This is a genomic window from Actinomyces polynesiensis (assembly GCF_000820725.1).
GTDB classification, from domain to species: Bacteria; Actinomycetota; Actinomycetes; order Actinomycetales; family Actinomycetaceae; genus Pauljensenia; species Pauljensenia polynesiensis.
Map to the genome: position 1 here is coordinate 1 of NZ_CCXH01000242.1, position 24,233 is coordinate 24,233.

The 24,233-nt window shown below is 71.3% G+C and carries 23 protein-coding genes and 4 pseudogenes; 25 read left to right on the forward strand and 2 right to left on the reverse strand.

Going from position 1 to position 24,233, the window contains the following annotated elements:
- Positions 1-90 precede the first annotated feature (90 nt).
- From rpmD to TA90_RS10355, 12 genes and pseudogenes are all read left to right on the forward strand, one after another.
- Entirely contained in the window at positions 91-273 is a 183-nt protein-coding gene (gene rpmD, locus TA90_RS10300; RefSeq protein ID WP_043536211.1) for a 50S ribosomal protein L30, read from the forward strand.
- A gap of 2 nt (positions 274-275) precedes the next feature.
- Positions 276-764 carry a 50S ribosomal protein L15 gene (gene rplO, locus TA90_RS10305; RefSeq protein WP_043536213.1) on the forward strand — a complete coding sequence of 163 codons (489 nt, stop codon included), beginning with the start codon at positions 276-278 and terminating at the stop codon, positions 762-764.
- Positions 765-998: 234 nt separating this feature from the next.
- Positions 999-2,291, forward strand: a complete 1,293-nt coding sequence (gene secY / locus TA90_RS10310) for a preprotein translocase subunit SecY (RefSeq protein ID WP_043536214.1) — start codon at positions 999-1,001, stop codon at positions 2,289-2,291.
- Positions 2,288-2,854: pseudogene (locus TA90_RS10315) on the forward strand (adenylate kinase); the annotation flags it as partial. The gene secY and the pseudogene TA90_RS10315, both read left to right, overlap by 4 nt.
- A gap of 116 nt (positions 2,855-2,970) precedes the next feature.
- Entirely contained in the window at positions 2,971-3,816 is an 846-nt protein-coding gene (map, locus tag TA90_RS10320) for a type I methionyl aminopeptidase (RefSeq protein WP_043536216.1), read from the forward strand.
- Between the two features lie 291 nt (positions 3,817-4,107).
- Entirely contained in the window at positions 4,108-4,329 is a 222-nt protein-coding gene (gene infA / locus TA90_RS10325; protein ID WP_043536217.1) for a translation initiation factor IF-1, read from the forward strand.
- 46 nt (positions 4,330-4,375) lie between these two features.
- Complete coding sequence (rpmJ, locus tag TA90_RS10330; protein ID WP_003790577.1) at positions 4,376-4,489, forward strand: 50S ribosomal protein L36; 114 nt, start codon at positions 4,376-4,378, stop codon at positions 4,487-4,489.
- A 145-nt stretch (positions 4,490-4,634) separates the two neighbouring features.
- Positions 4,635-5,012, forward strand: a complete 378-nt coding sequence (rpsM, locus tag TA90_RS10335) for a 30S ribosomal protein S13 (protein WP_043536246.1) — start codon at positions 4,635-4,637, stop codon at positions 5,010-5,012.
- Between the two features lie 57 nt (positions 5,013-5,069).
- A complete protein-coding gene (gene rpsK, locus TA90_RS10340; RefSeq protein WP_043536220.1) occupies positions 5,070-5,480 on the forward strand; it encodes a 30S ribosomal protein S11 in 411 nt (136 codons plus the stop codon).
- 155 nt (positions 5,481-5,635) lie between these two features.
- Positions 5,636-6,637 carry a DNA-directed RNA polymerase subunit alpha gene (locus tag TA90_RS10345; RefSeq protein ID WP_043536222.1) on the forward strand — a complete coding sequence of 334 codons (1,002 nt, stop codon included), beginning with the start codon at positions 5,636-5,638 and terminating at the stop codon, positions 6,635-6,637.
- 47 nt (positions 6,638-6,684) lie between these two features.
- Positions 6,685-7,275 (forward strand): annotated as a pseudogene (gene rplQ / locus TA90_RS15650) (50S ribosomal protein L17); the annotation flags it as partial.
- A gap of 447 nt (positions 7,276-7,722) precedes the next feature.
- Positions 7,723-7,980 (forward strand): hypothetical protein, encoded by a 258-nt coding sequence (locus TA90_RS10355; protein ID WP_147513464.1) that lies wholly within the window; start codon positions 7,723-7,725, stop codon positions 7,978-7,980.
- Between the two features lie 184 nt (positions 7,981-8,164).
- On the opposite strand, the gene TA90_RS13340 is transcribed toward TA90_RS10355, so the two are convergent.
- Positions 8,165-9,235 carry an endonuclease domain-containing protein gene (locus TA90_RS13340; RefSeq protein WP_052450758.1) on the reverse strand — a complete coding sequence of 357 codons (1,071 nt, stop codon included), beginning with the start codon at positions 9,233-9,235 and terminating at the stop codon, positions 8,165-8,167.
- A gap of 298 nt (positions 9,236-9,533) precedes the next feature.
- Here TA90_RS13340 and TA90_RS10365 point away from each other — a divergent pair, with 298 nt between their 5' ends.
- The 5 genes from TA90_RS10365 to glmM all read left to right on the forward strand — a co-directional run bounded on the left by TA90_RS10365 (position 9,534) and on the right by glmM (position 14,291).
- On the forward strand, positions 9,534-10,283 hold the full coding sequence (locus TA90_RS10365; RefSeq protein WP_043536226.1) for an ROK family protein: 750 nt from the start codon (positions 9,534-9,536) through the stop codon (positions 10,281-10,283).
- Complete coding sequence (gene truA, locus TA90_RS10370) at positions 10,271-11,287, forward strand: tRNA pseudouridine(38-40) synthase TruA (protein WP_407921589.1); 1,017 nt, start codon at positions 10,271-10,273, stop codon at positions 11,285-11,287. Before TA90_RS10365 ends, truA begins: the two co-directional genes overlap by 13 nt.
- A gap of 391 nt (positions 11,288-11,678) precedes the next feature.
- Positions 11,679-12,122: a 50S ribosomal protein L13 gene (rplM, locus tag TA90_RS10375; protein WP_043536227.1), complete on the forward strand. Its 444-nt coding sequence runs from the start codon at positions 11,679-11,681 to the stop codon at positions 12,120-12,122.
- A gap of 43 nt (positions 12,123-12,165) precedes the next feature.
- Positions 12,166-12,657 (forward strand): 30S ribosomal protein S9, encoded by a 492-nt coding sequence (rpsI, locus tag TA90_RS10380; RefSeq protein WP_043536228.1) that lies wholly within the window; start codon positions 12,166-12,168, stop codon positions 12,655-12,657.
- Between the two features lie 275 nt (positions 12,658-12,932).
- Positions 12,933-14,291, forward strand: coding sequence for a phosphoglucosamine mutase (gene glmM, locus TA90_RS10385; RefSeq protein WP_043536229.1), 1,359 nt, complete (start codon positions 12,933-12,935; stop codon positions 14,289-14,291).
- 295 nt (positions 14,292-14,586) lie between these two features.
- Here glmM and coaA read toward each other — a convergent pair whose 3' ends face one another.
- Positions 14,587-15,546, reverse strand: a complete 960-nt coding sequence (gene coaA, locus TA90_RS10390; RefSeq protein ID WP_231550723.1) for a type I pantothenate kinase — start codon at positions 15,544-15,546, stop codon at positions 14,587-14,589.
- 109 nt (positions 15,547-15,655) lie between these two features.
- Here coaA and glmS point away from each other — a divergent pair, with 109 nt between their 5' ends.
- From glmS to rimI, 8 genes and pseudogenes are all read left to right on the forward strand, one after another.
- Positions 15,656-17,584: a glutamine--fructose-6-phosphate transaminase (isomerizing) gene (glmS, locus tag TA90_RS10395; RefSeq protein ID WP_043536255.1), complete on the forward strand. Its 1,929-nt coding sequence runs from the start codon at positions 15,656-15,658 to the stop codon at positions 17,582-17,584.
- Positions 17,585-17,629: 45 nt separating this feature from the next.
- Positions 17,630-19,384: an NAD(P)H-hydrate epimerase gene (locus TA90_RS10400; RefSeq protein ID WP_052450759.1), complete on the forward strand. Its 1,755-nt coding sequence runs from the start codon at positions 17,630-17,632 to the stop codon at positions 19,382-19,384.
- 9 nt (positions 19,385-19,393) lie between these two features.
- Positions 19,394-20,284 carry a GRP family sugar transporter gene (locus TA90_RS10405; protein ID WP_043536231.1) on the forward strand — a complete coding sequence of 297 codons (891 nt, stop codon included), beginning with the start codon at positions 19,394-19,396 and terminating at the stop codon, positions 20,282-20,284.
- Positions 20,285-20,379: 95 nt separating this feature from the next.
- Positions 20,380-20,925, forward strand: a complete 546-nt coding sequence (locus TA90_RS10410) for a GNAT family N-acetyltransferase (protein ID WP_052450760.1) — start codon at positions 20,380-20,382, stop codon at positions 20,923-20,925.
- A gap of 73 nt (positions 20,926-20,998) precedes the next feature.
- The gene (alr, locus tag TA90_RS10415; protein WP_231550724.1) at positions 20,999-22,279 is read left to right on the forward strand and encodes an alanine racemase; all 1,281 of its coding nucleotides are present in this window, start codon (positions 20,999-21,001) and stop codon (positions 22,277-22,279) included.
- Positions 22,276-22,788: pseudogene (gene tsaE, locus TA90_RS10420) on the forward strand (tRNA (adenosine(37)-N6)-threonylcarbamoyltransferase complex ATPase subunit type 1 TsaE); the annotation flags it as partial. The gene alr and the pseudogene tsaE, both read left to right, overlap by 4 nt.
- A gap of 189 nt (positions 22,789-22,977) precedes the next feature.
- Positions 22,978-23,604 (forward strand): annotated as a pseudogene (tsaB, locus tag TA90_RS10425) (tRNA (adenosine(37)-N6)-threonylcarbamoyltransferase complex dimerization subunit type 1 TsaB); the annotation flags it as partial.
- Positions 23,601-24,104, forward strand: coding sequence for a ribosomal protein S18-alanine N-acetyltransferase (rimI, locus tag TA90_RS10430; protein WP_231550725.1), 504 nt, complete (start codon positions 23,601-23,603; stop codon positions 24,102-24,104). The pseudogene tsaB and the gene rimI, both read left to right, overlap by 4 nt.
- Positions 24,105-24,233 lie beyond the last annotated feature (129 nt).

Sequence of the window (24,233 nt, forward strand, 5' to 3'; positions counted from 1 at the left end):
GCTGCGCGCCCGCGCCGAGGGCGAGGCCGAGGCCCGCGCCAAGGCCGAGGACGCCGAGGCGAGCAAGGCCGCGTCTGGGGTGAGCGAGTGATGTCGAACCTGAAGATCACGCTGGTCAAGTCCACGATCGGCGCGAAACAGAACATGAAGGACACGCTGCGCACCCTCGGGCTGCGCAAGATCGGCCAGGACGTCGTGCGTGAGGACACCGCCAGCATCCGCGGCGCGATCCTCACGGTGCGCCACCTGGTCACCGTTGAGGAGGTCGACTGACCATGGCGGACTCCACGTCCAAGAAGGCCAAGGCCACGACCGAGAAGGTCCAGGTCCTCAAGCTCCACCACCTCCGCCCGGCGCCCGGCGCCAAGACGGCGAAGACCCGCGTGGGTCGTGGTGAGGGTTCCAAGGGCAAGACCGCCGGTCGCGGCACCAAGGGCACCAAGGCCCGCTACCAGGTCCCGGCGCGTTTCGAGGGTGGCCAGATGCCGCTCCACATGCGCCTGCCGAAGCTGCGCGGGTTCACCAACCCGTTCCGCGTCGAGTACCAGGTGGTGAACCTCGGCAAGCTCCAGGAGCTGTTCCCCGAGGGCGGCAAGGTCACCGTCGAGGACCTCGTCGCACGCAGTGCGGTCCGCGGGGGACACCCCGTGAAGCTGCTCGGCTCGGGCGACGTCACCTCGAAGTTCGAGGTCGAGGTCGACTCCTGGTCGGGTTCCGCCGAGGAGAAGATCACGAAGGCCGGCGGCACCCTCACGGTGCGCTGACCTGACAGGAGGGGGTGGTCCGGGAGTCTCCCGGCCACCCCCTCCGCACGTCCCCCGCGCCGGGACCCCGGTCCCCGGAGCGGGAACCAGCCTCCCCGCACGCGGGGATCCGCGAGCGGGAGGGGGCCGCCCTCGTCAATGGGGCGGTGTTCACGGACCCCGGACGTTCTCGGGTAGGCTGTCCGAGGTCGTCCCCACCCCCGTTCGCGGGGCCATCACACAGAGGAGGAAGCCGTGTTCAGCGCGTTCGCACAGGCATTCCGCACCCCCGACCTCCGTCGGAAGCTCCTGTTCACCCTGATGATCATGGGATTCTTCCGGATGGGGTCGTTCATCCCCACACCCGGGGTTGACTCGCCTGCCGTGCAGGTCTGTGTGGCCCAGCAGGACCAGGCGTCACTGCTCGACCTGGTGAACCTCTTCTCCGGCGGCGCGCTGATGCAGCTGTCGATCTTCGCGCTGGGGATCATGCCCTACATCACCGCGTCGATCATCATCCAGCTGCTGCGGGTGGTCATCCCCCGCTTCGACGACCTCCACAAGGAGGGCCAGACCGGGCAGTCGACGCTGACGCAGTACACGCGCTACCTGACGATCTTCCTCGGTGTCCTCCAGTCGACGACCATGATCTCCCTGGCGCGGTCCGGCCAGCTGTTCCCCGGGTGCTCCGAGGACATCATCTCCGACCGGTCCGTGACGGGCTTCCTCATCATGCTCATCGTCATGACGGCCGGCACGGCGGTCATCATGTGGCTCGGCGAGCTCATCACCGAGCGCGGCATCGGCAACGGCATGTCCCTGCTGATCTTCACCTCCATCACCGCCACCCTGCCGGCCCACCTGTTCTCCATCGGGCGTGGCGGCAGCTGGGGCAAGGTCTTCGTCATCGTCCTGATCATCCTGGCGATCGCCGTCGCGGTGGTCTTCGTCGAGCAGGCCCAGCGGCGCATCCCCGTCCAGTACGCCAAGCGCATGGTCGGGAGGCGTCAGTACGGTGGGTCCACCACCTACATCCCCCTGAAGATCAACATGTCCGGCGTCATCCCCGTGATCTTCGCGTCCTCGCTCCTGGCCCTGCCGCCGATGGTCGCCCAGTTCGGGGACCAGACCTCGGGGTGGGTCCAGTGGATCTCCGCGAACTTCAACCACCAGTCGGCGCCCTACCTGGCGATCTACTCGGTGCTGATCCTCTTCTTCGCCTTCTTCTACACCTCGATCACCTTCAACCCCGACGAGGTCTCGGACAACATGAAGCGCTACGGCGGCTTCATCCCCGGCTACCGGGCCGGACGACCCACGGCGGAGTACCTGCGCTACGTCATCAACAGGATCACCTCGGCGGGTGCCCTGTACCTGGTGGTCGTGGCCCTCCTGCCCTCCCTGCTGATGATCCCCCTGAAGCTGACCGGCACGCAGCTGCCCTTCGGTGGCACGACGCTGCTGATCATCGTCGGCGTCGGTCTGCAGACGGTCAAGGAGATCAACACCCAGCTCCAGCAACACCACTACGAAGGATTCCTGCGATGACCACCATCGTCCTGCTCGGCCCCCCCGGAGCCGGCAAGGGCACCCAGGCAGCCCGCATCTCGGAGCGCCTCGGCATCCCCGCGATCTCCACCGGCGAGATCTTCCGCGCCAACATCACCGAGGGCACCGAGCTCGGCGAGCGCGCCAAGTCCTTCATCGACCGCGGTGAGTTCGTCCCCGACTCGGTGACCGACCCGATGGTGCGGGCGCGCCTCGCGGCTCCCGACACCGCTCCCGGGTTCCTCCTGGACGGCTACCCCCGCACCCTCGACCAGGCCCACGCGCTGCGCGACATGCTGGCCGACCTCGGACGCACCCTCGACCTGGTCCTCGAGATCGAGGTCGACGAGGACGAGGTCGTCTCCCGGATGCTGCGTCGCGCGGACGAGCAGCACCGCGCCGACGACACCGAGCCGGTCATGCGCCACCGCCTGGAGGTCTACCACGCCCAGACCGAGCCGATGGCCACCTACTACGCCGACCAGGACCTCCTCGAGGTCGTCGACGGCACCGGCACGGTGGACGAGGTCTCCGAGCGCATCTTCGCGGTCATCGACTCCGTCACCGCTGCGTCGGAGGGCTACGAGGCACCCCAGCCCGACGAGTGGGCCGCCGCCCACCCCGAGGGCGAGGGCGAGTGCTGCGGGGCAGAGCCCGACCCCGAGGAGGACTGAGCGCGGTGTCGCGCATCCAGCTCAAGACCAGGGAGCAGGTGCGCCACATGCGTCGCGCCGGCCTGGTCGTGGCGGACATCCACAGGGCGCTGCGTGAGGCGGCCGTCCCCGGCGTCACCACCCGCGAACTCGACGGCGTCTCCGCACGCGTCATCGCCGAGCACGGGGCGAAGTCGAACTTCCTCGGCTACTTCGGGTACCCGGCCACGGTGTGCATCTCCGTCAACGACACGGTCGTCCACGGGATCCCCGACGATCGTGTGCTCGAGTCGGGCGACCTCGTCAGCTTCGACTGCGGGGCCTACCTGGAGGTCGACGGCCGGCAGTGGCACGGGGACGCGGCGTTCACGATGATCATCGGTGGTGACGCGGCGGGTACGCAGCGGCGTCGCCAGCTCAACGCGGTCACCGAGGAGTCGATGTGGGCGGCACTGGCCGCCCTGGCCTCCGCCCGGCGTCTGTCCGCGGTGGGGGACGCGGTGGAACGGGTCGTGGAGGAGCACGCCGGGAGTGACGGCTGGGAGGCCGGCATCATCGAGGACTACACCGGGCACGGCATCGGCACTGCCATGCACCAGGATCCCGACGTGCTGAACTACCGCGCACGGGGGATCTCCCCGAGGCTTCGCAAGGGGATGGTGCTCGCGGTCGAGCCGATGCTGGTCGGCGGCGACATCGAGACTGTCACCCTGGACGACGACTGGACCGTGAAGACCCTGGACGGCGCGGACGCCGCCCACTGGGAGCACACGATCGCGCTGCTGGACGACGGGGTGAGCGTGCTCACCGCCGTCGACTCCGGTGCCGCCGGACTTGCCCCCTACGGTGTGACGCCAATCAGCCTGGACTGACGGGGCACGCGGCGGGAGCCACCGCCCGGGTGCGTCGGTTCCGTCGCGCGGGTGGACCACCCGCACCGGCACCCGCCGCCCCCAGCACCCGCCGCCCCCTGCGCCTCGCCGGGTCGGGCCCCCGCGTGAGGGACCTGACACACTGCCCGCTACCCTGAACTCCCGCCATGCCGTACAGTGGACAGTCGGGCATGCGCGCCCGTACACCCGTGCGCGAGCAGGGGGTCGGGGCGTCCCCGTCGTGGTCCCCGGACCGCGGACCCACCCGATTGCAGAGGACAGACGGAGGACATGGCGAAGAAGGACGGCGTCATCGAGATCGAGGGCACGGTCGTGGAGGCCCTGCCGAATGCGATGTTCCGCGTGGAGCTGGGCAATGGGCACGTCGTGCTCGCCCACATCTCCGGCAAGATGCGGCAGCACTACATCCGGATCCTCCCCGAGGACCGCGTCGTCGTCGAGCTCAGCCCGTACGACCTCACCAGGGGTCGCATCGTCTACCGCTACAAGTAACCAACCGTTCGCGAGCGCCGCACACGCGCGGCGGAGGTAAGAACCCATGAAGGTCAAGCCGAGTGTCAAGAAGATCTGTGACAAGTGCAAGGTGATCCGTCGCCACGGCAACGTCATGGTGATCTGCGACAATCCGCGACACAAGCAGCGCCAGGGCTGAGTCCCGCACTGCAGCAGCACCCCGGGCGTCAGCCCGACAGCACACCACCAGCCGCCCTCGTGCGGGACCCCCGGTTCGGAGGCCGGGGCCGGACGCCAGTCCGGATGGCGGTGTGACGGCCTCCGAGAACCACTGGAGCAACAAGATGGCACGTATTGCCGGCGTCGACCTCCCCCGCGAGAAGCGGCTCGAGATCGCGCTCACCTACATCTACGGAGTCGGACGCACGCGCGCCGCGGAGACCCTCGCGGCCACCGGCGTGAGCCCCGACGTCCGGGTCAAGGACGCGACCGAGGAGGACATGGTCAAGCTCCGCGACTACATCGAGGGCAACTTCAAGGTCGAGGGTGACCTGCGCCGTGAGGTGCAGGCCGACATCCGCCGCAAGATCGAGATCGGTTCCTACCAGGGTCTGCGCCACCGTCGTGGCCTTCCCGTGCACGGCCAGCGCACCAAGACGAACGCGCGCACCCGCAAGGGTCCCAAGCGCACCGTCGCGGGCAAGAAGAAGGCCACGAAGTAACGGACCAGTCCGGGGACCCCGAGTCCCGGCGCATCGACCCAGAAGGAACTGAAACACATGGCTGCAAAGACCACCCGCTCCGCCACCGCGGCACGCAAGCCGCGCCGCAAGGAGCGCAAGAACGTCACGCACGGCAACGCGTACATCAAGTCCACGTTCAACAACACGATCGTCTCCATCACCGACCCCACCGGGGCCGTCCTCGCCTGGGCCTCCTCCGGCCAGGTCGGGTTCAAGGGCTCGCGCAAGTCCACCCCGTTCGCCGCGCAGCTGGCCGCCGAGGCCGCCGCGCGTCGTGCCCAGGAGCACGGGGTCAAGAAGGTCGACGTCTTCGTCAAGGGTCCCGGCTCCGGCCGTGAGACCGCGATCCGTTCCCTCGGGGCCGCTGGCCTCGAGGTCGGGTCCATCCAGGACGTCACCCCGCAGGCGCACAACGGCGCCCGTCCCCCCAAGCGCCGTCGCGTCTGAGCGCGTGCCAGGGGTGTGCCAGCACCCCCACGTCTGAGTGAGTCCGGGGCGCCGCAGCGCGCGACGGCCCCGGCCCACCCACCACCCCCTGTCCCGCGAGAGCGGGAACCCTATCCGGCGTCATATGGCGGTCGCCGGGAAGAAAGGACCAAGACGTGCTCATTGCAGAGCGACCCATCCTGACCGAGGAGAAGGTCAGCGACTTCCGCTCCCGCTTCACCCTCGAGCCCCTCGAGCCCGGGTTCGGGTACACGCTGGGCAACTCCCTGCGACGGACCCTGCTCTCCTCGATCCCCGGGGCGGCCGTGACCTCCATCCGCATCGATGGAGTGCCCCACGAGTTCCGCACCATCGAGGGCGTGAAGGAGGATGTCGCAGAGATCATCCTCAACATCAAGCAGATCGTGCTCTCCTCGGAGAACGACGAGCCGGTGGTCATGTACCTGCGCAAGGCGGGCCCCGGCCCCGTCCTCGCCGGTGACATCACCCCGCCCGCGGGCGTCGAGATCCACAACCCCGACCTGCACCTGGCGACCCTCAACGAGACGGGCAAGCTGGAGATCGAGCTGACGGTCGAGCGTGGCCGTGGCTACGTGTCCGCCGCCCAGAACAAGGATCCCCAGGCGGAGATCTCCCGCATCCCGATCGACTCGATCTACTCGCCCGTCCTCAAGGTGACCTACAAGGTCGAGGCGACCCGTGTCGAGCAGCGCACCGACTTCGACCGCCTCGTCATCGACGTGGAGACCAAGCCGGCGATCAGCCCGCGTGACGCACTGGCCTCGGCCGGCAAGACGCTGGTGGAGCTGTTCGGGCTCATGCGTGAGCTCAACGAGGAGGCGGAGGGCATCGAGGTCGGTCCCTCGACCACGGACGCCACCCTCGCGGCGGACCTGGCCCTGCCGATCGAGAACCTCAACCTGCAGTCGCGTTCCTACAACGCGCTGCGTCGTCGGGGCATCCTCACCGTCGGCGAGCTCGTGGCCCACTCCGAGGCCGACCTGCTCGACATCCGCAACTTCGGCACGAAGTCCATCGAGGAGATCAAGGAGGCCCTCGCGGCCCTCGGGATGACCCTCAAGGACTCGGCGCTGCCGTCGGGTGCCGATGACGATGATTCGGGTTCCATCCAGTTCAGCGACGACCAGTCCTTCTGACCCGGCCCGTCGTACCCAGCCACTTCACATTTCCGTAGGAGACACCAATGCCCACCCCCAAGAAGGGCGCCCGTCTGGGTGGAAGCCCGGCCCACCAGAAGCTGATCCTGGCGAACCTGGCCACCCAGCTCATCGAGCACCGCGCGATCACCACGACCGAGGCCAAGGCGAAGACCCTGCAGCCCTTCGTCGAGAAGCTGGTCACCAAGGCGCGTCGCGGTGACATGCACGCACGACGCACGGTCGCCAAGACCATCACCGACAAGGACGCGGTCTACGAGCTGTTCGACGTCATCGCCCCGGCGATCGACCCCGAGCGCGCCGGCGGCTACACGCGCCTGACCCGCGTCGGCGACCGCAGGGGCGACAACGCCCCCATGATGCGCATCGAGCTCGTCCTGGAGAAGGTCGAGAAGAAGGCCGTCGTGGCCGCCGCCGACCGCACCGCCGCCAAGGCCGCCGCCGAGGAGTCCGAGGACAACACCCTCGCCACCGAGGCCGCTGAGGCCGAGGTCGCCGCCGACGAGCGCGCCGAGGAGGCCCGCGAGGCCGGAGACCTGGAGAAGGCCAACGAGGCCGACGAGCTGGCCGCCGAGGCCGGCAAGGAGGTCGACGCGGCGGAGGAGGCCGAGTCCGAGGTCGAGACCGCCGAGACCGAGGCCGAGGCCTCCGTCGTGGCCGATGACGCCGAGAAGGCCGCTGAGGCTGCCTTCGAGCGCGCCGAGGAGGCCCGCGAGGTCGGTGACCTGGAGAAGGCCAACGAGGCCGATGAGGTTGCGGAGGCTGCCGGCGAGGCCGCCACCGCCGCCGAGGAGGCCGAGGAGAAGTGACCTGACCCCGTCCTCCGACGAGGGCGGGACCGGTTGGGGGCCGGGTGTGACGGTGACGTCGCACCCGGCCCCTTCTCCGTTCCGGGTCGCTGCTGCCCGGCGCACCAGCTGACGTGGCCGGACCGCCTGGTTCGTGCTCTGGACTGGCACGACTGTCTGTTCGGTGGCCGGGTCTGCCACGACTGTCCACTTGGTGGGGCTGTTGGTGGCACGATTGTCCGTTTCGTGAGGGGCGTCCTGGGGTGGCTGCGGACGATGGCGCGCCTCTACCTCTCTGACCTGCTGAAACAGTGGCGATTCTCGTGTTCGTCGGAGTGGGCTGAGCGGCTCCGCCGACGAAATGGGCAGTTGTGGCACCGTTTTGCCACCGCTCTCCACTTCGTCGAGCTGTGGTGGCACGACGGTCTGTTCGGTGGCGACCTTTCCCGCGACTGGCTGCTCGGTGGGGCGGTCGACGACACGGCTGTCCATCCGGTGGTCGTGTGTGCCACTCCTGTCCATCCGGTCGCCTGATCCGCCACGAACATCCGTTCGGTGGGCTCATCGCTGCCGGGTCGACCGGGTCTGCCGGGTCTGCCGACCTCCACCGCGGGGACGCAGGTCGCTCCGGGAGCAGCTCCCCGCGCGCCCACCCGTCCAGGGAAGGGCGTGCGGGTGTCGTCGGACAGGACGACGGGTCTTCCGCCCCGGCACCGGCTCAGGCATGGGCGGTCCGGACGGTCGGCCTGCGCCCGTCGGGGGCCCCACTGCCGCGCCGTGCACCGGCCGACAGCCGGGAGATCCGCTCCCGGACGACTGCCACGACCTGTCCCGGATGGTCGAGGTCCGCCCAGGTGAAGCGCAGGAAGGAGACCCCCAGGCCTTCGATCTCCCGCTGGCGTCGGTCCCGTGCCAGGTATCCGCGGTGGATGTCCCCGCGCTCGTCGCCGTACTTGGCGAGGCCGTCGAACTCGATGGCGAGCAGGATTCCCGGGATCCCGATGTCCACGTAGTAGGTCGTCGAGCCGCAGGTGGTGACGACCTGCGTCACCAGTCCCCGGATCCCGGCAGCCTTGAGGATCGCGAGCAGCCGGGCCTCGCCGACCGACTCGCACCCCGCGTCGGCGGACCCCAGGACCCGTCTCGCCCGTGCGCGTCCGCGGGTCCGTTCCGGGCAGAGGGAGACCGTGGCCACCAGTTCCGCGCGCACCCGGGCCTCGACCGGACGACAACGGTCCTGCGCAGAGCGCTCGAATCGGGACAACCGGTTCAGTGCCCCGCAGGTGATGACGAATCCGCGCTCCTCGGGCAGGGTCATCGCGGCGGTGATCGCCGTGGCCTCCAGCGTGAGGCTCGGGATGCCGGCGAGCAGGACCGACCCACCGGGTGGCAACCACCCCTGGTGCCCGATGATGCGACGTGCGGGGAACACGGTGCCGTCCGGGAGCCGCACGGCGGGGAGTCCCGACGCCGAGGTCCTGGGCGGGTGCGGGGTCCACAGGTGGACGTCGCCCGACTGGTCGTGGACGGGCAGGCCGTGCAGCAGTGCTGCGCTCTCGCCGTGGACCACACCGCCTGATCTGGACCTGAGCACGGCTGCACGGATGCGCGCGAGGTCCACGACGAGGTTCCGCTCCCACACCTGCGCGAAGGACTCCAGGTAGGACCTCTCCAGGAACACCCCTCGGGCGAGTGTGAGGAGGTCGAGGTCCTCGGACCCTGCCGTCCTGATCCGCCGGCTCCGGGTGCTCACCGCCATGTGGCGTGCGACCTCGTCGATGGTGGGCATGCTGTCCTCCCCCTCCTGCCGACCGGAACGGTTGTCCCGGGGGCTCCGGTAACCGTGATCACCGCCACCGTGGCAGCAGGTGCGGGCGGGCACGAGGGCGGGGGAGCGGGTCTGTGGACGGCCCCGGTGCAACGCCGAGCGGTGGACGCCCTGGATCCCTGCAGGGGAGCGGCGCGCGGTCGCCCTCGTCCGGTCCGTGGCGCACAGCCGCCGGAGCGAGACGCCCAATCCCCCTCGCGGACGCCGGGGCGTCCGCGCCCACCCCGGGGGCACCGGTACCGACAGTAGGCTGGGAGGCATGTCCGAGGAGATGACACTGTCGGTCGACTGCGGTGGCGGCGGGATCAAGGCATCCGTGGTCGACGAGGGCGGGACGCTGATGGCACCGGCGCGACGAACCCCCACGCCCTACCCGCTGCCGCCCGAGCTGCTGGTGCGCACCGTCGTCGACCTGGCGTCGGCCCTGCCCGACGCCACGCGTGTCACGATGGGGATGCCCGGCATGATCCGCCACGGCGTCGTCATCGCGACACCGCACTACATCACCAAGGAGGGCCCGCGTTCCCGCGTGCTCCCGGAGCTGGTGGAGGCCTGGTCGCACTTCGACATGCGTCGCGCGATCGCCCACGCCCTCGGGTTGCCGACCCTCGTCCTCAACGACGCCGAGGTGGCCGGGGCCGGCGTGATCGCGGGCAAGGGCCTGGAGATGATCATCACGCTGGGCACGGGCCTGGGGAACTCCGTCTTCGACGGCGGCCGCCTCGCCCCCCATGTCGAGGTCTCCCAGGGGTTCGTGCGCTGGGGACTGACCTATGACGACTACATCGGCGAGCACGAGCGCCTGCGCCTGGGCGACGCCCACTGGTCGCGCCGCGTGCGGCGTGTGGTCGACGGCCTGCGCCCGATGTACATGTGGGACCGGCTCTACCTCGGGGGTGGCAACTCCAAGCGCATCACCCCACCCAACCGGATGCGGATGGGGGAGAACGTGGTGGTCGTCCCCAATGACGCCGGCATCATCGGAGGGGTGCGGGCGTGGAGCCTGTGACCTCCGGGACGGGCGACGACCCGGCCGGGCGGTCCTCCGGGGATGCACTGCGCCCACCTGTCGCGGGCCCCGCGGGCCCACCCGCAGCGGTCCCCGCGCGCCCAACCGTCACGGACCCGGACGGGCCTGCAGCCGACACGACGGTCCGTCTGCGCCTGGACCTCGCCTACGACGGCACGGGCTTCCACGGGTGGGCCGCCCAACCCGGGCTCCGCACCGTCGAGGGGGTCCTCACCGACGCACTGTCGACCCTGGCGCGTCAGCCGGTGCACCTGACCGTGGCCGGGCGCACCGATGCCGGGGTCCACGCCCGCCACCAGGTGGCCCACGTCGACCTCCCACGCGCGGCGTACCGGGGCCTCCGCGGGCACCGCTCCGACGGGCAGGACACGGCACCCCAGGTGGTCCGGCGGGTCAACGGCCTGCTCACCCGCGGCGCGGGGGAGCGGGACAGGTGCGACGTGGTGGTCCACTCGGCCCGCGAGGTCACGGAGGACTTCGACGCGCGCTTCTCCGCGGTGGGCCGCCACTACTGCTACCGGCTGTGCGACCGCACGAAGGAACGCGACCCCCTGCGCCGCCACGACGTCGTGTGGCTCCCGCGCGGGCCCCTCGACCTCCCGGCGATGGAGTCCGCCTCGCGGGTCCTCCTGGGGGAGCACGACTTCCTCTCCTTCTGCCGCCCTCGCGAGGGCGCGACCACCATCAGGACGCTGCGTCGGCTCGACTTCTCCCACGAGTGCGGACACGTGCGTGTCGACGTCTCGGCGGACGCCTTCTGCCATTCCATGGTCCGCTCACTGGTCGGGGCCTGCCTGGAGGTGGGACTCGGCCGGAGGGAACCCGGGTGGATCGAGGGACTCCTCGTGGCGTGCTCACGCCAGTCCGCGGCACCCGTTGCACCCGCCCACGGCCTGACCCTGGAGAGGGTGGACTACCCACCCGAGGACCAGTGGGCGAGCCGGGCGCGGGAGGCCGCCCGACGCCGGGACTGCTGCAGCTGAGGGAGGGCGGCGGCCCGGGATGTGTGGCACCGGTGCCCGTGACGGTTCCACCCGAGGGTGCTGCGCTCGCAGGTCGGGCAGTTCCCGGTGGCCGCCCTCGTCGACGGGGAGGGGAGGGCGGACGCGGGTGCGCGACGTGCGGGAGGGACCGGGGCGCGGGCCCCGGGGCGGTGAGTGATCGCCCACAGTCCCCTCCCGGCTTTGACCCCTCCGGTGCCCGCCGATAGACTGGATGTCGCTGTGCGTCAGCCGCGTCACCGGTGCTTTCCCACTCGCCGTTCGCAGGTGTTGACGCCTCGCGCGAACCGATCTCAACGAGAGCGCGTGCGGAGGCCACCCAGTCGTGGTGCCCGGACGTGCTCCTTGACCGAAAGAATTGAAGGCTACGCCCGTGCGCACCTATTCACCCAAGCCTGGGGACGCCGACAAGAAGTGGTACGTCATCGACGCCACCGACGTCGTCCTCGGACGCCTGGCGACCCAGGTCGCCACTCTTCTCCGTGGGAAGCACAAGCCGACGTTCGCCCCCCACATGGACCAGGGCGACTACGTCATCGTCATCAATGCGGACAAGATCGTCCTCACCGGCAACAAGGCCGAGCAGAAGATCGCCTACCGCCACTCGGGACGTCCCGGTGGCCTCAAGGCCGTCAGCTACCGTGACCTGCTGGCCGACCGCCCCGACAAGGCGATCGAGAAGGCCGTCCGCGGCATGCTTCCGCACAACACCATCGGCCGCGAGCAGCTGCGCAAGCTGCACGTGTACGCCGGCGCCGAGCACCCCCACGCCGCCCAGCAGCCGATCCCCTTCGAAATCACCCAGGTCGCCCAGTGAGCGCGTCGCGCTTCTGAGCCCACGAACTGCACTGAGGAGAACTGTGGCTGAGACCACCGAGACCATCGAGCTGGATGAGGAGAACGCCCCCAGCTCCTACACCACCGAGACCGAGTCAGCGCCCACCGGCGCCGGCCAGTCCATCACCGCCCCCGGCGCCGGCCTCGGCCGTCGCAAGGAGGCCGTGGCCCGCGTCCGTCTGGTGCCCGGCACCGGGCAGTGGACGATCAACGGCCGCACCCTGGAGGACTACTTCCCGAACAAGCTGCACCAGCAGCTCGTGAAGTCCCCCTTCGTCCTGCTGGACCTGGACGGCCGCTTCGACGTCATCGCCCGCATCGACGGCGGCGGCATCTCCGGTCAGGCCGGCGCGCTGCGCCTGGGCATCTCCCGCGCCCTCAACGAGATCGACCGCGACGCGAACCGCGCGGTGCTCAAGAAGGCCGGATTCCTGACCCGTGACGCCCGCGCCGTCGAGCGCAAGAAGGCAGGCCTCAAGAAGGCCCGCAAGGCGCCCCAGTACTCCAAGCGCTGATCGGCACCTGCCGTTCGGACCCCGGAGGGCCCCATCCCGCTGCGAGCGGGGTGGGGCCCTTTTGCATGTCCCGGTCCGCCCGGGTGTGGTGGTGGACGGTTGTCGTGGTCGTGCGGTGTGGTGGTCGGCTGTGGCGGCCGTGCGGTGTGGTGGTCGGCTGTGGCGGCCGTGCGGTGTGGTGGTGGAGGGCTGTGACCACGGCCGTTCCCGGGTGCCACGGGCGGGGCGGTAGTGTGTGGGGGTTGAGACCCTCACCCGACTTGGAGGACCCGAGGATGCCCAGACTGTTCGGCACGGACGGCGTGCGAGGATTGGCCAACAGGGATCTGACCGCCACCCTGGCACTGGAGCTGGGGGAGGCCGCAGCCCGTCGCATCGGTGGGGGGCCACGCACGGACGGCACCAAGCCGAAGGCGATCATCGGCCGGGACACACGCATCTCCGGGGAGTTCCTCGACCACGCGCTCGCCGCAGGGCTGGCCGCCTCGGGCATGGACGTGGTCCGCATCGGCGTGGTCACCACACCGACCGTCGCCCACCTGACAGCCAACGGGGACGGCGTGGACCTGGGTGTCATGATCTCGGCGTCCCACAACCCGATGCCCGACAACGGCATCAAGTTCTTCGCCCACGGGGGTTTCAAGCTCCCCGATGCGGTGGAGGACGACATCGAGGGGCTCCTCGGCCAGGACTGGGCGCGCCCCACCGGGGCCGACGTCGGTGAGGTCGAGTACGACGACGACTGGGCGGAGAAGTCCTACGTCGCCCACCTGGTGGAGTCCCTGGGTGGTGCGGACCTGCGTGGCCTGCGCATCGCGGTCGACTGCGCCAACGGTGGGGCGTCGACGCTCGGACCGGAGGCCCTGCGTGAGGCCGGCGCCGACGTGGTCGTCATCAACGCCTCCCCCGACGGGCGCAACATCAACCTCAAGTCAGGGTCGACGCACCCTGAGCAGATCAAGGCCGTGACGGTGGCCTCCGAGGCCGACTTCGGCGTGGCCTTCGACGGAGACGCCGACCGCTGCCTGGCCGTGGACCGGACCGGCGGACTCATCGACGGCGACAAGATCATGGGCACCCTGGCGGTGGCCATGCGTGACGCCGGGACCCTCGACCACGACACCCTCGTCGTCACGATCATGTCCAACCTCGGTCTCATCCTCGCCATGCGTGAACAGGGCATCGCGACGGTGCAGACCGCCGTCGGTGACCGCTACGTCCTGGAGGCGATGCTCAAGGGCGGGTTCTCGCTGGGCGGGGAACAGTCGGGCCACGTCATCGCCCGCCACCACGCCACCACCGGCGACGGGATCCTCACCGCGATGCTGCTGGCGAAGACGGTCAAGGAGTCGGGGCGCGACCTGGGCGACCTCGTCTCCTTCGTCCACCGTCTGCCCCAGACGCTGGTCAACGTCCCCGGTGTGGACAAGGCACGCGCCGCAGATGACGAGGGGCTCGCCGCAGCCGTGGCCGCAGCCGAACAGCGCCTGGGGGAGACGGGGCGCGTGGTCCTGCGCTCGTCGGGCACCGAGCCGCTGGTGCGCGTCATGGTCGAGGCCCCGACGCAGGACGAGGCCGACTCGGTGTGCGCTGAGCTTGCGGATGTGGTGAAGGAGAGGCTCTCGCTGTCCTGAGCCCTGAGCCCTGAGCCCTGAGCCCTGAGCCCTGAGCCCTGAGCCCTGATTTGGTGGGCGTGGACCTCCTGGGCCCCGGGTCGCGGTCCGGGTCGGCGGGTCCTGGTGCGCCCTCGTACGGGTGTGCGCCCCCGGTCGCGCCCGTGGTGCACGAAGCCCCTCGGCGCCGTGCCGGCAGAGCAGGCCGCCCTCCAGCCTCGCCCGTGTGGACGCCCCTCGGGAGCGGACCTCACGCCCGGAAGTGAGCGGACCTCGGCAGGAGAACAGAGCGGACCTCGGCAGGGGGTGGGGAGGGTCACTCCTTGCGGAGGTAGAGGGACTCGACCCGGTGTGTCGGCCCCTTGGTGAAGACCATCGTGGCGCGCTCGCGGGTCGGGAGGATGTTCTCCTGCAGGTTCGGCAGGTTGATGGCGTGCCAGATGACGCGCGCGGTCGCGTCGGCCTCCTCGTCGGTGAGGTCGGCATAGGTGCGGAAGTAGGAGTCCTCGCGCAGGAAGGCCGTGCTGCGCAGCTGCAGGAAGCGGTCGACGTACCACTGCTCGACGTGGGCCTCGTCGGCGTCCACGTAGATCGAGAAATCGAAGAAGTCCGACACCGCCACCCCGCTCGTCCCCGGGGACAGGCGCGGCGGCTGGAGCACGTTGACACCCTCCACGATGAGGATGTCCGGGCGCGAGACGGTCTGGGTGCGTCCCGGCACCACGTCGTAGGACACGTGGTCGTAGACGGGGACCTGCAGGTCCTCCTCGCCCGCCTTGACCCCCGCGAGGAACTCGCGCAGCGCGATGCGGTCGTAGGACTCCGGGAAACCCTTGCGGGCGAGGATGCCGCGCTCCTCGAGGACGGCATTGGGGAGGAGGAACCCGTCGGTGGTCACCAGGTCCACCCGCGGCGTGTGCTCCCAACGGGACAGCAGCAGGCGCAGCAGACGGGCGACCGTCGACTTCCCCACGGCCACCGACCCCGCGATCCCGATGACGAAGGGCGTGGGCGGGAACTCGGGTTCCTCGAGGAAGGCCCGCCTGGCGGCCGCGGTCCGGCGGGAGCCCTCGACGTAGAGCTGGAGCAGGGCCGACAGGGGCCGGTAGATCGCGTCCACCTCCTGCATGTCGATCGGGTCGCCCAGGGAGGCGATCCGCGAGATGTCGGTCGGCGTCAGCGGCAGCGGGGTCCGCGAGGCCAGGCGGTCCCACTCCGCACGGCTGAAGTGGGTGAACGGACTGGTCCCGGCGGACGGCTCGATGAGGCGGCTCACCCCCACATTGTGGCGCATCCTGAGCGCGCCGCTGACCACCCGGTCATCCCCGATCGACGGAGCGCGTCGGTCTTGGTGGAGGCAGTGCCCGCGTGCTCCAATGGGCCCCATGTGTGGAATCGTCGGACACGTCACCCGTACCTGTTCAGCCCGTCCCCTCGAGGTCGTCATGGACGGCCTCTCGCGCCTGGAGTACCGCGGCTACGACTCCGCGGGCGTGGCACTCACCCACGGACTGGAGGACGACGGGTCGGAGCTGACGGTCGTCAAGGCCGTCGGCAAGCTCACCAATCTCGAGGCCGCACTCGCGGAGACCCCCACGCAGCCCTGCCGCTCCGCCATCGGCCACACCCGCTGGGCCACGCACGGCCACCCCACCCTCGTCAACGCCCACCCCCACGTCTCCATGGACCACCGCCTGGCCCTGGTCCACAATGGCATCATCGAGAACGCCGACGTCCTGCGCCAGGAGCTGCGCGCCGAGGGCTACGTCTTCACCTCCGAGACCGACACGGAGGTCGTCGTCCACCTCCTGGACCGCGCCTTCCACGACCCCGACCTGCCCGTGTGGTCCGGGGTCCTGCCCGGGCTCACCGGCCATGACGAGGACCGCGGCCGCGCCCTCGTCGCCGCGATGCTCGCCATCACCCCCCAGCTGCAGGGCACCTACACCCTCCTGGCGCTCAGCGAGGAGGTCCCCGGCCTCATCGTCGCGGCACGCCGCTCCTCCCCGCTGGTCATCGGGATGGGCGAGGGCGAGAACTTCCTCGGCTCCGACGCCCTGGCCTTCGCCTCCCAGACCACCGACGCCGTCGAGGTCGGACAGGACCAGGTCGTGGCCGTCACCTGCGAGGGCGTCGTGATCCTCGACAAGGAGGGGGCGGAGCTGGAGCCCCACCACTTCGACGTCGACTTCGCCCGTGACCGCGCCACGAAGGAGGGCTGGCCCACCTTCATGGAGAAGGAGATCCACGAGCAGCCCCGCGCCGTGGCCGCCACCATCGCCGACCGACTCGACGCCACCGGCCACCTCGCCCTCGACGAGCTGCGCATCCCGGAGTCCATCCTGCGCAGCGCCGACAAGATGATCATCGTCGCCTGCGGCACCGCCTCCTACGCGGGCCTCGTCGCCCGCTACGCCATCGAGCACTGGTGCCGGATCCCCGTCGAGGTCGAGCTCGCCCACGAGTTCCGCTACCGCGACCCCGTGGTCAACGAGAAGACCCTGGTCGTGGCCATCTCCCAGTCCGGGGAGACCATGGACACCATCATGGCGATCCGTCACGCCCGTGAGCAGGGCGCGCGCGTCATCGCCATCGTCAACACCCCCGGCTCCACCATCTCGCGTGAGTCCGACGCGGTGCTCATCACCCACGCGGGCCCCGAGATCGCGGTCGCCTCCACGAAGGCCTTCACCGCCCAGATCGCGGCGACCTACGTCCTGGGGCTCTACCTCGCCCAGGTGCGCGGCAACAAGTACGCCGACGAGGTCGAGGACTACATGGAGAAGCTCGCCAAGGTCCCGGACGCGATCCGGTGGGTCCTCGACCGCGCCGAGTCCGTGCGCCAGGTCGCCCGCTCCATGGCCGACATCGACTCGATGATCTACCTCGGGCGGCACGTCGGCTACCCCGTGGCACTCGAGGGCGCCCTCAAGCTCAAGGAACTGTGCTACATCCACGCCGAGGGCTTCGCGGCCGGCGAGCTCAAGCACGGCCCGATCGCCCTCATCGACGAGGGGCAGCCGGTGATGATCATCGTCCCCACCCCGCGCCGCCCCGAGCTGCACAACAAGGTCGTCTCCAACATCCAGGAGGTCCGGGCCCGCGGGGCGCGCACCCTCGTGGTCGCCGAGGAGGGTGACACCTCGGTCGACGAGTACGCCGAGGTCGTCTTCCGCGTGCCGCGCACGCCGACCCTGTACATGCCCCTCCTCACGGTCGTGCCGCTGCAGATCTTCGCCTGCGAACTCGCCTCCGTCATGGGCCACGACGTCGACCAGCCCCGCAACCTGGCGAAGTCCGTGACCGTGGAGTGAAACTCCGGGGGGCCGAGCGGGGCCTCCCCGGGTGACAATGGGTCCGTGATCCACGCACTGCCCCCCGACGTCGTCCGCGAGGCCGAGCGGCTGGCCGTCGCCGCCGCCCCCGAGGACGCCCTCATGCTGCGCGCCGCGCGGGGCGTGGCCGATGCGGTGGAGCGACTCGGCGGCCCCAGCGCGACCGTCGTGGCCCTCGTGGGTGGCGGGGCCAACGGGGGCGACGCCCTCCACGCGGCGGCGATGCTGGTGCGCCGGGGACTCGACGTCCGCGTCGCCCTGCTCTCCGACCACCCGCACCCGCGTGCGCTCGCGGCCGCCGTGGCAGCGGGGGTCGACATCCGTGACCTCCCCCTCCCCCTCGACGAGGGCGTCCCCGGCTGGCTCGCGGGGGACCTGTGGATCGACGGGCTGACCGGGACGGGACTGAGGGGACCGCTGCGCGAACCCCTCGCCGGTGCCGTGAGGGCGCTGGGACGTGCCCGCAAGGTCTGGCGGACGAGGGTCGTCGCCGTCGACGTCCCCTCGGGGTGTCTCGCCGCGGACGGGACGCTGGACGGGGAGGTGCTCGGGGCGGACCACACCGTGACGATGGGAGCCGCCAAGACACCCCTGTTCCTGCCACCCGCCGCCCAGTACACCGGCACCGTCGACGTCGTCGACCTCGGGTTGGACCTGGGGTCCGCCGTGGGGACGGCGCCCGGTCCTGCTCCCGCTCCCGGTCCGGCTGGCGGTCCCGACCCCGATGCCGGTCCCGCTCCCGCCCTCGTCCCCGCTCCCGGCCCGACCCCCACGCCCGCCGCGGAAGCCGGGGGTGCACCGGGGGGACCCCGTGAGGTCCTGCGTCCCGAGGCGGCCGACATCGCCCTCACCCTGCGGGTCCCGGGTCCCTTCGACCACAAGTACACCCGCGGCGTGGTCACGGTCGCCGCCGGGTCCGACACCTACCCCGGTGCCGGGGTCCTGGCCACGATGGGTGCCCTCGGCATGGGACCGGGCATGGTGCGCCTGGAGTCGGCGGGTCGCACCGCCCGCATCGTCCTGGACCGTCACCCCGGGGTGGTCACCGCCTCGGGCCGCTCCCAGGCCGCCCTCCTCGGCTCCGGACTCGACGCGGAGATCGAACCCCGCATCCAGGCCGTCGCACGACGCGCCCTCGCCCGCGGCATCCCCCTGGTCCTCGACGCCGGTGCCCTCGGGTTCGTCGCGGGTCTGGTGGAGGAGCACGGGAGCCTCGACCGCGTCGTCCTCACTCCCCACGCCGGTGAGGCCGCGACCCTGCTCTCCCGCTTGGAGGACCGTGAGGTGGGGCGCCCGGAGGTGGAGGCGGACGCCCTCGCCGCCCTCGGTCGTCTGGTCACCCTGACCGGGGCCACCGTGGTGCTCAAGGGCTCCGTCACCCTGGTGTCCTCCCCGGACGGGCGGGTGTTCTCCGTGGCCGGCACCACCGGATGGACGGGTGTGGCGGGCAGCGGCGACGTGCTCGCCGGCGCGATGGCCTCCCTCCTGTCCCAGCGTCGCGCCGAGGAGGAACGCGGCGGCGCACCCGTCGACATCCCCTTCACCGCGGCGGCAGCGGTGTGGATCCACGCGAGGGCCGCCCTGCTGGCCGCGGGGCAGGACCCACGCAACCCCACGGCCTCCGCCGGATCACCCATCCAGGCCGAAGACCTCGCCGGCATGCTGCCCGGGGTCGTCGCCGGGCTCCTGGAGGAGGCGGCCGAGGTCCACCACCACCGGCGTCGCACCGGATGGGACCGATCACCCGAACCGTCAAGGAGCGATCCCCAGCGGCTGTAGGCTGTCGCGGTGGCCGACTTCCTCCTCGCCCTGACCCCATCGGTGATCTTCGGCATCATGTCGTTGCTGCTGGTGGCCCTGGGCGGCGACTACCGCCAACAGACGATGGGCGAGGTCACCGGGGCCCTCCTCGTCTCCGTCGTGCTCACCCCGTTCCTCGGGCTGGACCGGGAACCGCGGACGGTCCTCGTCTCCTTCCTCACGGGCGCGATGCTCGGCATCGGCATCCTCTACCAGGTCAGGGGCCTCAACCACATCGGGGTCTCCCGGACCATGCCCATCTCCACCGGCGCCCAGCTGGTCGGCATGGCCCTGGGTGGCATCCTCATCTTCGGTGAGTGGCGCGGTCCCGGCGCCATGCCGGTGGGGATGCTGGCACTGGTGTTCCTGACGGCCGGCGTGGCCTGCACGACCTGGACCGAGGGCAACCCCGCGCGCGAGGGGGTGGACTGGGGGAAGGGCCGGGCGGACCTGGTGGTCTCGACCATCTGCCTCGTCGGTTACCTCCTCATCCAGCGCTACTTCGACATCTCGGGGAGGGAGGCGATGCTGCCGCAGTTCCTGGGGTGCGCCGTCGCCTGCCTGGTCCTCACCTCGCCGCGCTTCACGCCCGAACTCGGGGCGCGCGACACGCGCTGGTCTCCGGTGACCCTGCGACAGCTCGTCCCCGGTGTCCTGTGGGGGCTGGCGGTGCTCCTCATGCAGACCAATGCCGCACGGGTGGGCGTGGCCATGGGGTTCTCCCTCTCCCAACTCGGCGTGATCATCTCGACACTGGGCGGGATCTTCCTCCTCGGTGAGAAGCGCACCCGTCGCGAGCTCGTGGTGACGGTGTTCGGCGTGCTCCTGGTGGTCGCCGGGGCGCTGCTCATCGGGGTCGCGAAGGCCCTCGACTCCTGAGTGCCGCTCCCCGGTCGCACGGGGCCGCGCATCGATAGGATTCATCCAGGACCCACCGGGTCCTTGTCCCGACACGAGCACCAGGAGGGATCGGGATGGACGAGGTCGTCATCGCGGAGCTCGCCCCGGAGCGCACCGGGGTGCTCGAGTGCGCGACCTGGACGGCCCTGAACTGGGAGTCGCGTCGCTTCACCCTCGACCAGGTCCGGACCTCCCCCGACTTCGTCCGCTACACGCGCCTGGTGCCCGAGCGGGGTGACCTCGGGGTGGTGGCCGAGTGCGCGGACACGCTCGTGGGCGTGGCCACCCTCCTCTTCCTCCCCGAGGAGGATGCCGGGTACGGCTGGGTGGACCCCGACGTCCCGGAGCTGACCCTGGCCGTGATGCGCGGCCACCGCCACCAGGGCTGGGGACGGCGCCTCCTGCACGCCGTCCTGGACCGCGCCCGCGGGCGTGGGATCCGGCAGGTCTCCCTGTCGGTCGAACCCGCCAACCGCGCCGCGGTGGCCCTCTACAGGTCCGAGGGGTTCAGCGACCTCCCCGGCCGGGAGGAGGACGGGGTGATGGTCCTCGACCTCGCCCCGGGGCCCGCGGGGCGGGGGAGCGGCGGGGCCGGAGTCGGTGCCGACGGGGCCTCCTGACCGCCACCTCACAGGTCCCACGGCCCATGACCCCCACGGGCACCGCCCGCGGTACTGGTGGGATACTGGCCCGGTGAGCACGATCCCCACGACCCCCGTCACGACGCCCCGACCGGTCGAGACCTACCCCTCGCGGGCCGTGGTCGACCTCGACGCCGTGGCCCACAACCTCCACGTCCTGCGCGGACGGGCTCCCCACAGCCTCCAGATGGCAGTCGTCAAGGCCGGGGCCTACGGGCACGGCCAGCTCCCCGTCGCCCTCGCCGCCCTCGGGGCCGGCGCCGACTGGCTGGGGGTCGCCCAGGTCGAGGAGGCGCTCGAGCTGCGCGCCGCCCTCGACGACGCGGGGGTCGCCCGGGAGGCGGCCCCGATCCTCGCGTGGATCGCCCCCAGCGGGCAGGACTGGGCCCGGGCGATCGAGGCCGACATCGACCTGTCGGTGTCCTGGACGTGGGCCCTGGCCGAGATCGCCGCCGCCGCACGGTCCCTGGGCCGACGCGCCCGGATCCACGTCAAGGTCGACACCGGCATGTCGCGGGCGGGCTCGACCCCTGAGGACCTCCCCGCCCTCGCCTCCGCCGTGCGGACGGCCGTGGACGGCGGACAGGTGGAACTCGTCGGCGCCTGGTCCCACCTCTCCCGGGCCGACGACCCCTCCCCGGAGGGCCTCGCCTCCACCGCCGAGCACGTGGCCCTCTTCGAGTCGGGCCTGGGGGTCCTCGCCGCGGCCGGTCTGCACCCGGCCATCCGGCACCTCAGCGCCACCGCCGGCGCCCTGTGGCACCCCGAGGCCCACTACGACATGGTGCGCATCGGGATCGGCATGTACGGTCTCAGCCCCGATCCGGTGGTCGCCGGGTCGGCCGAGCTCGGCCTGCGTCCCGTCATGCGACTGGAGGCCCCCCTGACCTCCGTCAAGGTGGTCGCCACCGACCGGCCCGTGTCCTACGGGGGCACGTGGCGCACCCCGACGCGCCGGTGGCTGGGGCTGGTGCCCCTGGGCTACGCGGACGGCATCCTGCGGGCCGCCTCCAACTGCGGACCGGTCACCGTGCTCTCCGCGGAGGGCCCCGTGGCCACCCACGTGGTGGGGCGGGTGTGCATGGACCAGTTCGTGGTCGACCTCGGACCTGCCCGCGAGGACCAGACCAGCGCCTCCCCTGACGCCCCCGCCCGCGTGGGCGACACGGCCGTGCTCTTCGGGGACCCCGCTGTCGGGCGCGTGCCCTCGGCGGACCAGTGGGCACGGGCCTGCGGCACCATCAACTACGAGATTGTCTCCCGCCTGGGGGAGAGGGTCCCACGCGTGCACGTGCACGGCGGGGGGACCGACGAGGAGGAGGCACGGGCATGATCAGCTTCGACGTCGAGGACGCGCAGTCCACCCGGGACCTCGGCCGGGCCCTCGCCGCGCACCTGCGGGCGGGCGACCTCGTGATGCTGCGCGGTGAGCTCGGAGCGGGCAAGACCACCTTCGCCCAGGGCATCGGCGAGGGACTGCACGTGCGCGGGCACGTCTCCTCCCCGACCTTCATCGTGGCGCGCGTGCACCCCTCCCTCGTCGGGGGGCCGGACCTCATCCACGCCGACGCCTACCGCATCAAGGACCTCGACGACCTGGAGACCCTCGACCTCGACTCCTCCCTCGCGGACTCCGTCACCGTCGTGGAGTGGGGGGAGGGGAAGACCGAGGGCCTGTCCGACCAGCGTCTCGAGGTCGACGTCACCCGACCCCACGGGGGGAGTGCCCTCCACGAGGACGGGGTCATCGACCTGGTGGAGATGGACGACGGCCACCGCACCATCACCCTTCGGCCCTTCGGCCACCGCTGGGACGGGGTGCTGGGCGGCATCGGTGACGAGGCCGGCCTCACCCCCACGGCGCAGGACGCGGACGCCGCACCTGCGCGTGGGAGGACCGCACCCGGCAGCGGTGCCTCCACGCACGCCCCCGTCGGCAACCGACGAGTAGGATCGACTGCCGTGAGTGAACTCTGCCTGGACACCTCCTCGGCCACCACGGTCGCCCTCGTACGTGACGGGGACGTCGTCGCGCACGCGGAGAACGACTCCACGCGCCGCCACGCCGAGTCCGTCACCCCCCTGGTCCGGGAGGTCCTGGCCTCCGCCGGCATCACCGGGGCGCTCGCGGGCTCCGGCATCACACAGGTCCTGGTCGGCACCGGGCCCGCCCCCTTCACCGGTCTCCGCGCCGGGCTGGTCACCGCCCGGGTCCTCGCGCGTGCGGCGGGCGCCGAGGTCCACGGCGCCTCCAGCCTCTACATCGTCGCCAGGCAGGCCCTGGACCTGCTGGCCCCCGATGCGGAGGTGCTCGTCATCACCGACGCGCGGCGCCATGAGCTCTACTGGGCGCGTTACCGCGCGGAGGGTCCCGACGACGTCCGCGCCGTCGAGGGCCCCGACGTGGCGGCCCCCCGGGTCGTGGCCAATGCCCTGCTCGGTTCCGACGCCCTTCTCGTCCACGCCGGCGAGGTGCCCGACCACGCGGTCGCGGCACTCCAGCAGGCGCCCGTGGGGCCCACCGTCGTCCTCGACCCCTCGGTGCTCGTGCGGATCGTCGCCGCCCGCCTCGCGCGCGGACAGGTGGACCGGCTGGGCACCGAGCCCCTCTACCTGCGTCGGCCCGACATCCAGGGACAACCGACCGCCTCCCTGTGAACGCCGCTGGGGGGGCGCCCCGTCCGCCCGTCGCGCTGCGGGTGCTCGGTCCGGACGACGCCGACCTCGTCACGGCCCTGGAGGCCGAGGTCTTCGCCGAGGACCCGTGGACGCCGGGAATGGTCGCGGAGGAGCTGTCCGCCCCGATGCGCCACTACGTCGCGGCCGAGCGGGACGGGCAGGTGCTGGGCTACGGCGGCATCACCCTGGGACCCGACGCGGACATCATGACGATCGGGGTGCGTGGGACGGAACGGGGCAGGGGGGTGGGACGCCTCCTCCTGGAGGACCTGCTCGCCGCGGCGCGCAGCTCGGGGACACGACGCGTCTTCCTGGAGGTCCGCGCCTCCAACGGGGCGGCCCGGGGTCTCTACGCAGCCGCCGGCTTCCGGCCGATCGGGCGGGTGCGCCACTACTTCCGCAACCCGCGCGAGGACGCCGTCACCATGAGGCTGGACCTCCCGGCCACCACTGGCACGGCGGTCGCAGCCGGGGACTGACGGTCCGCACCTGCGGGCGTGACCCGGCCCGGGTCGCCCTCGTCGATGCCGTGGGGTCCCCCGGTGGACACCCCGCGGCACGGGGGCCCGGGGCGGGCGGGAGGGCACCGTGACGCATTCGGAAATGGG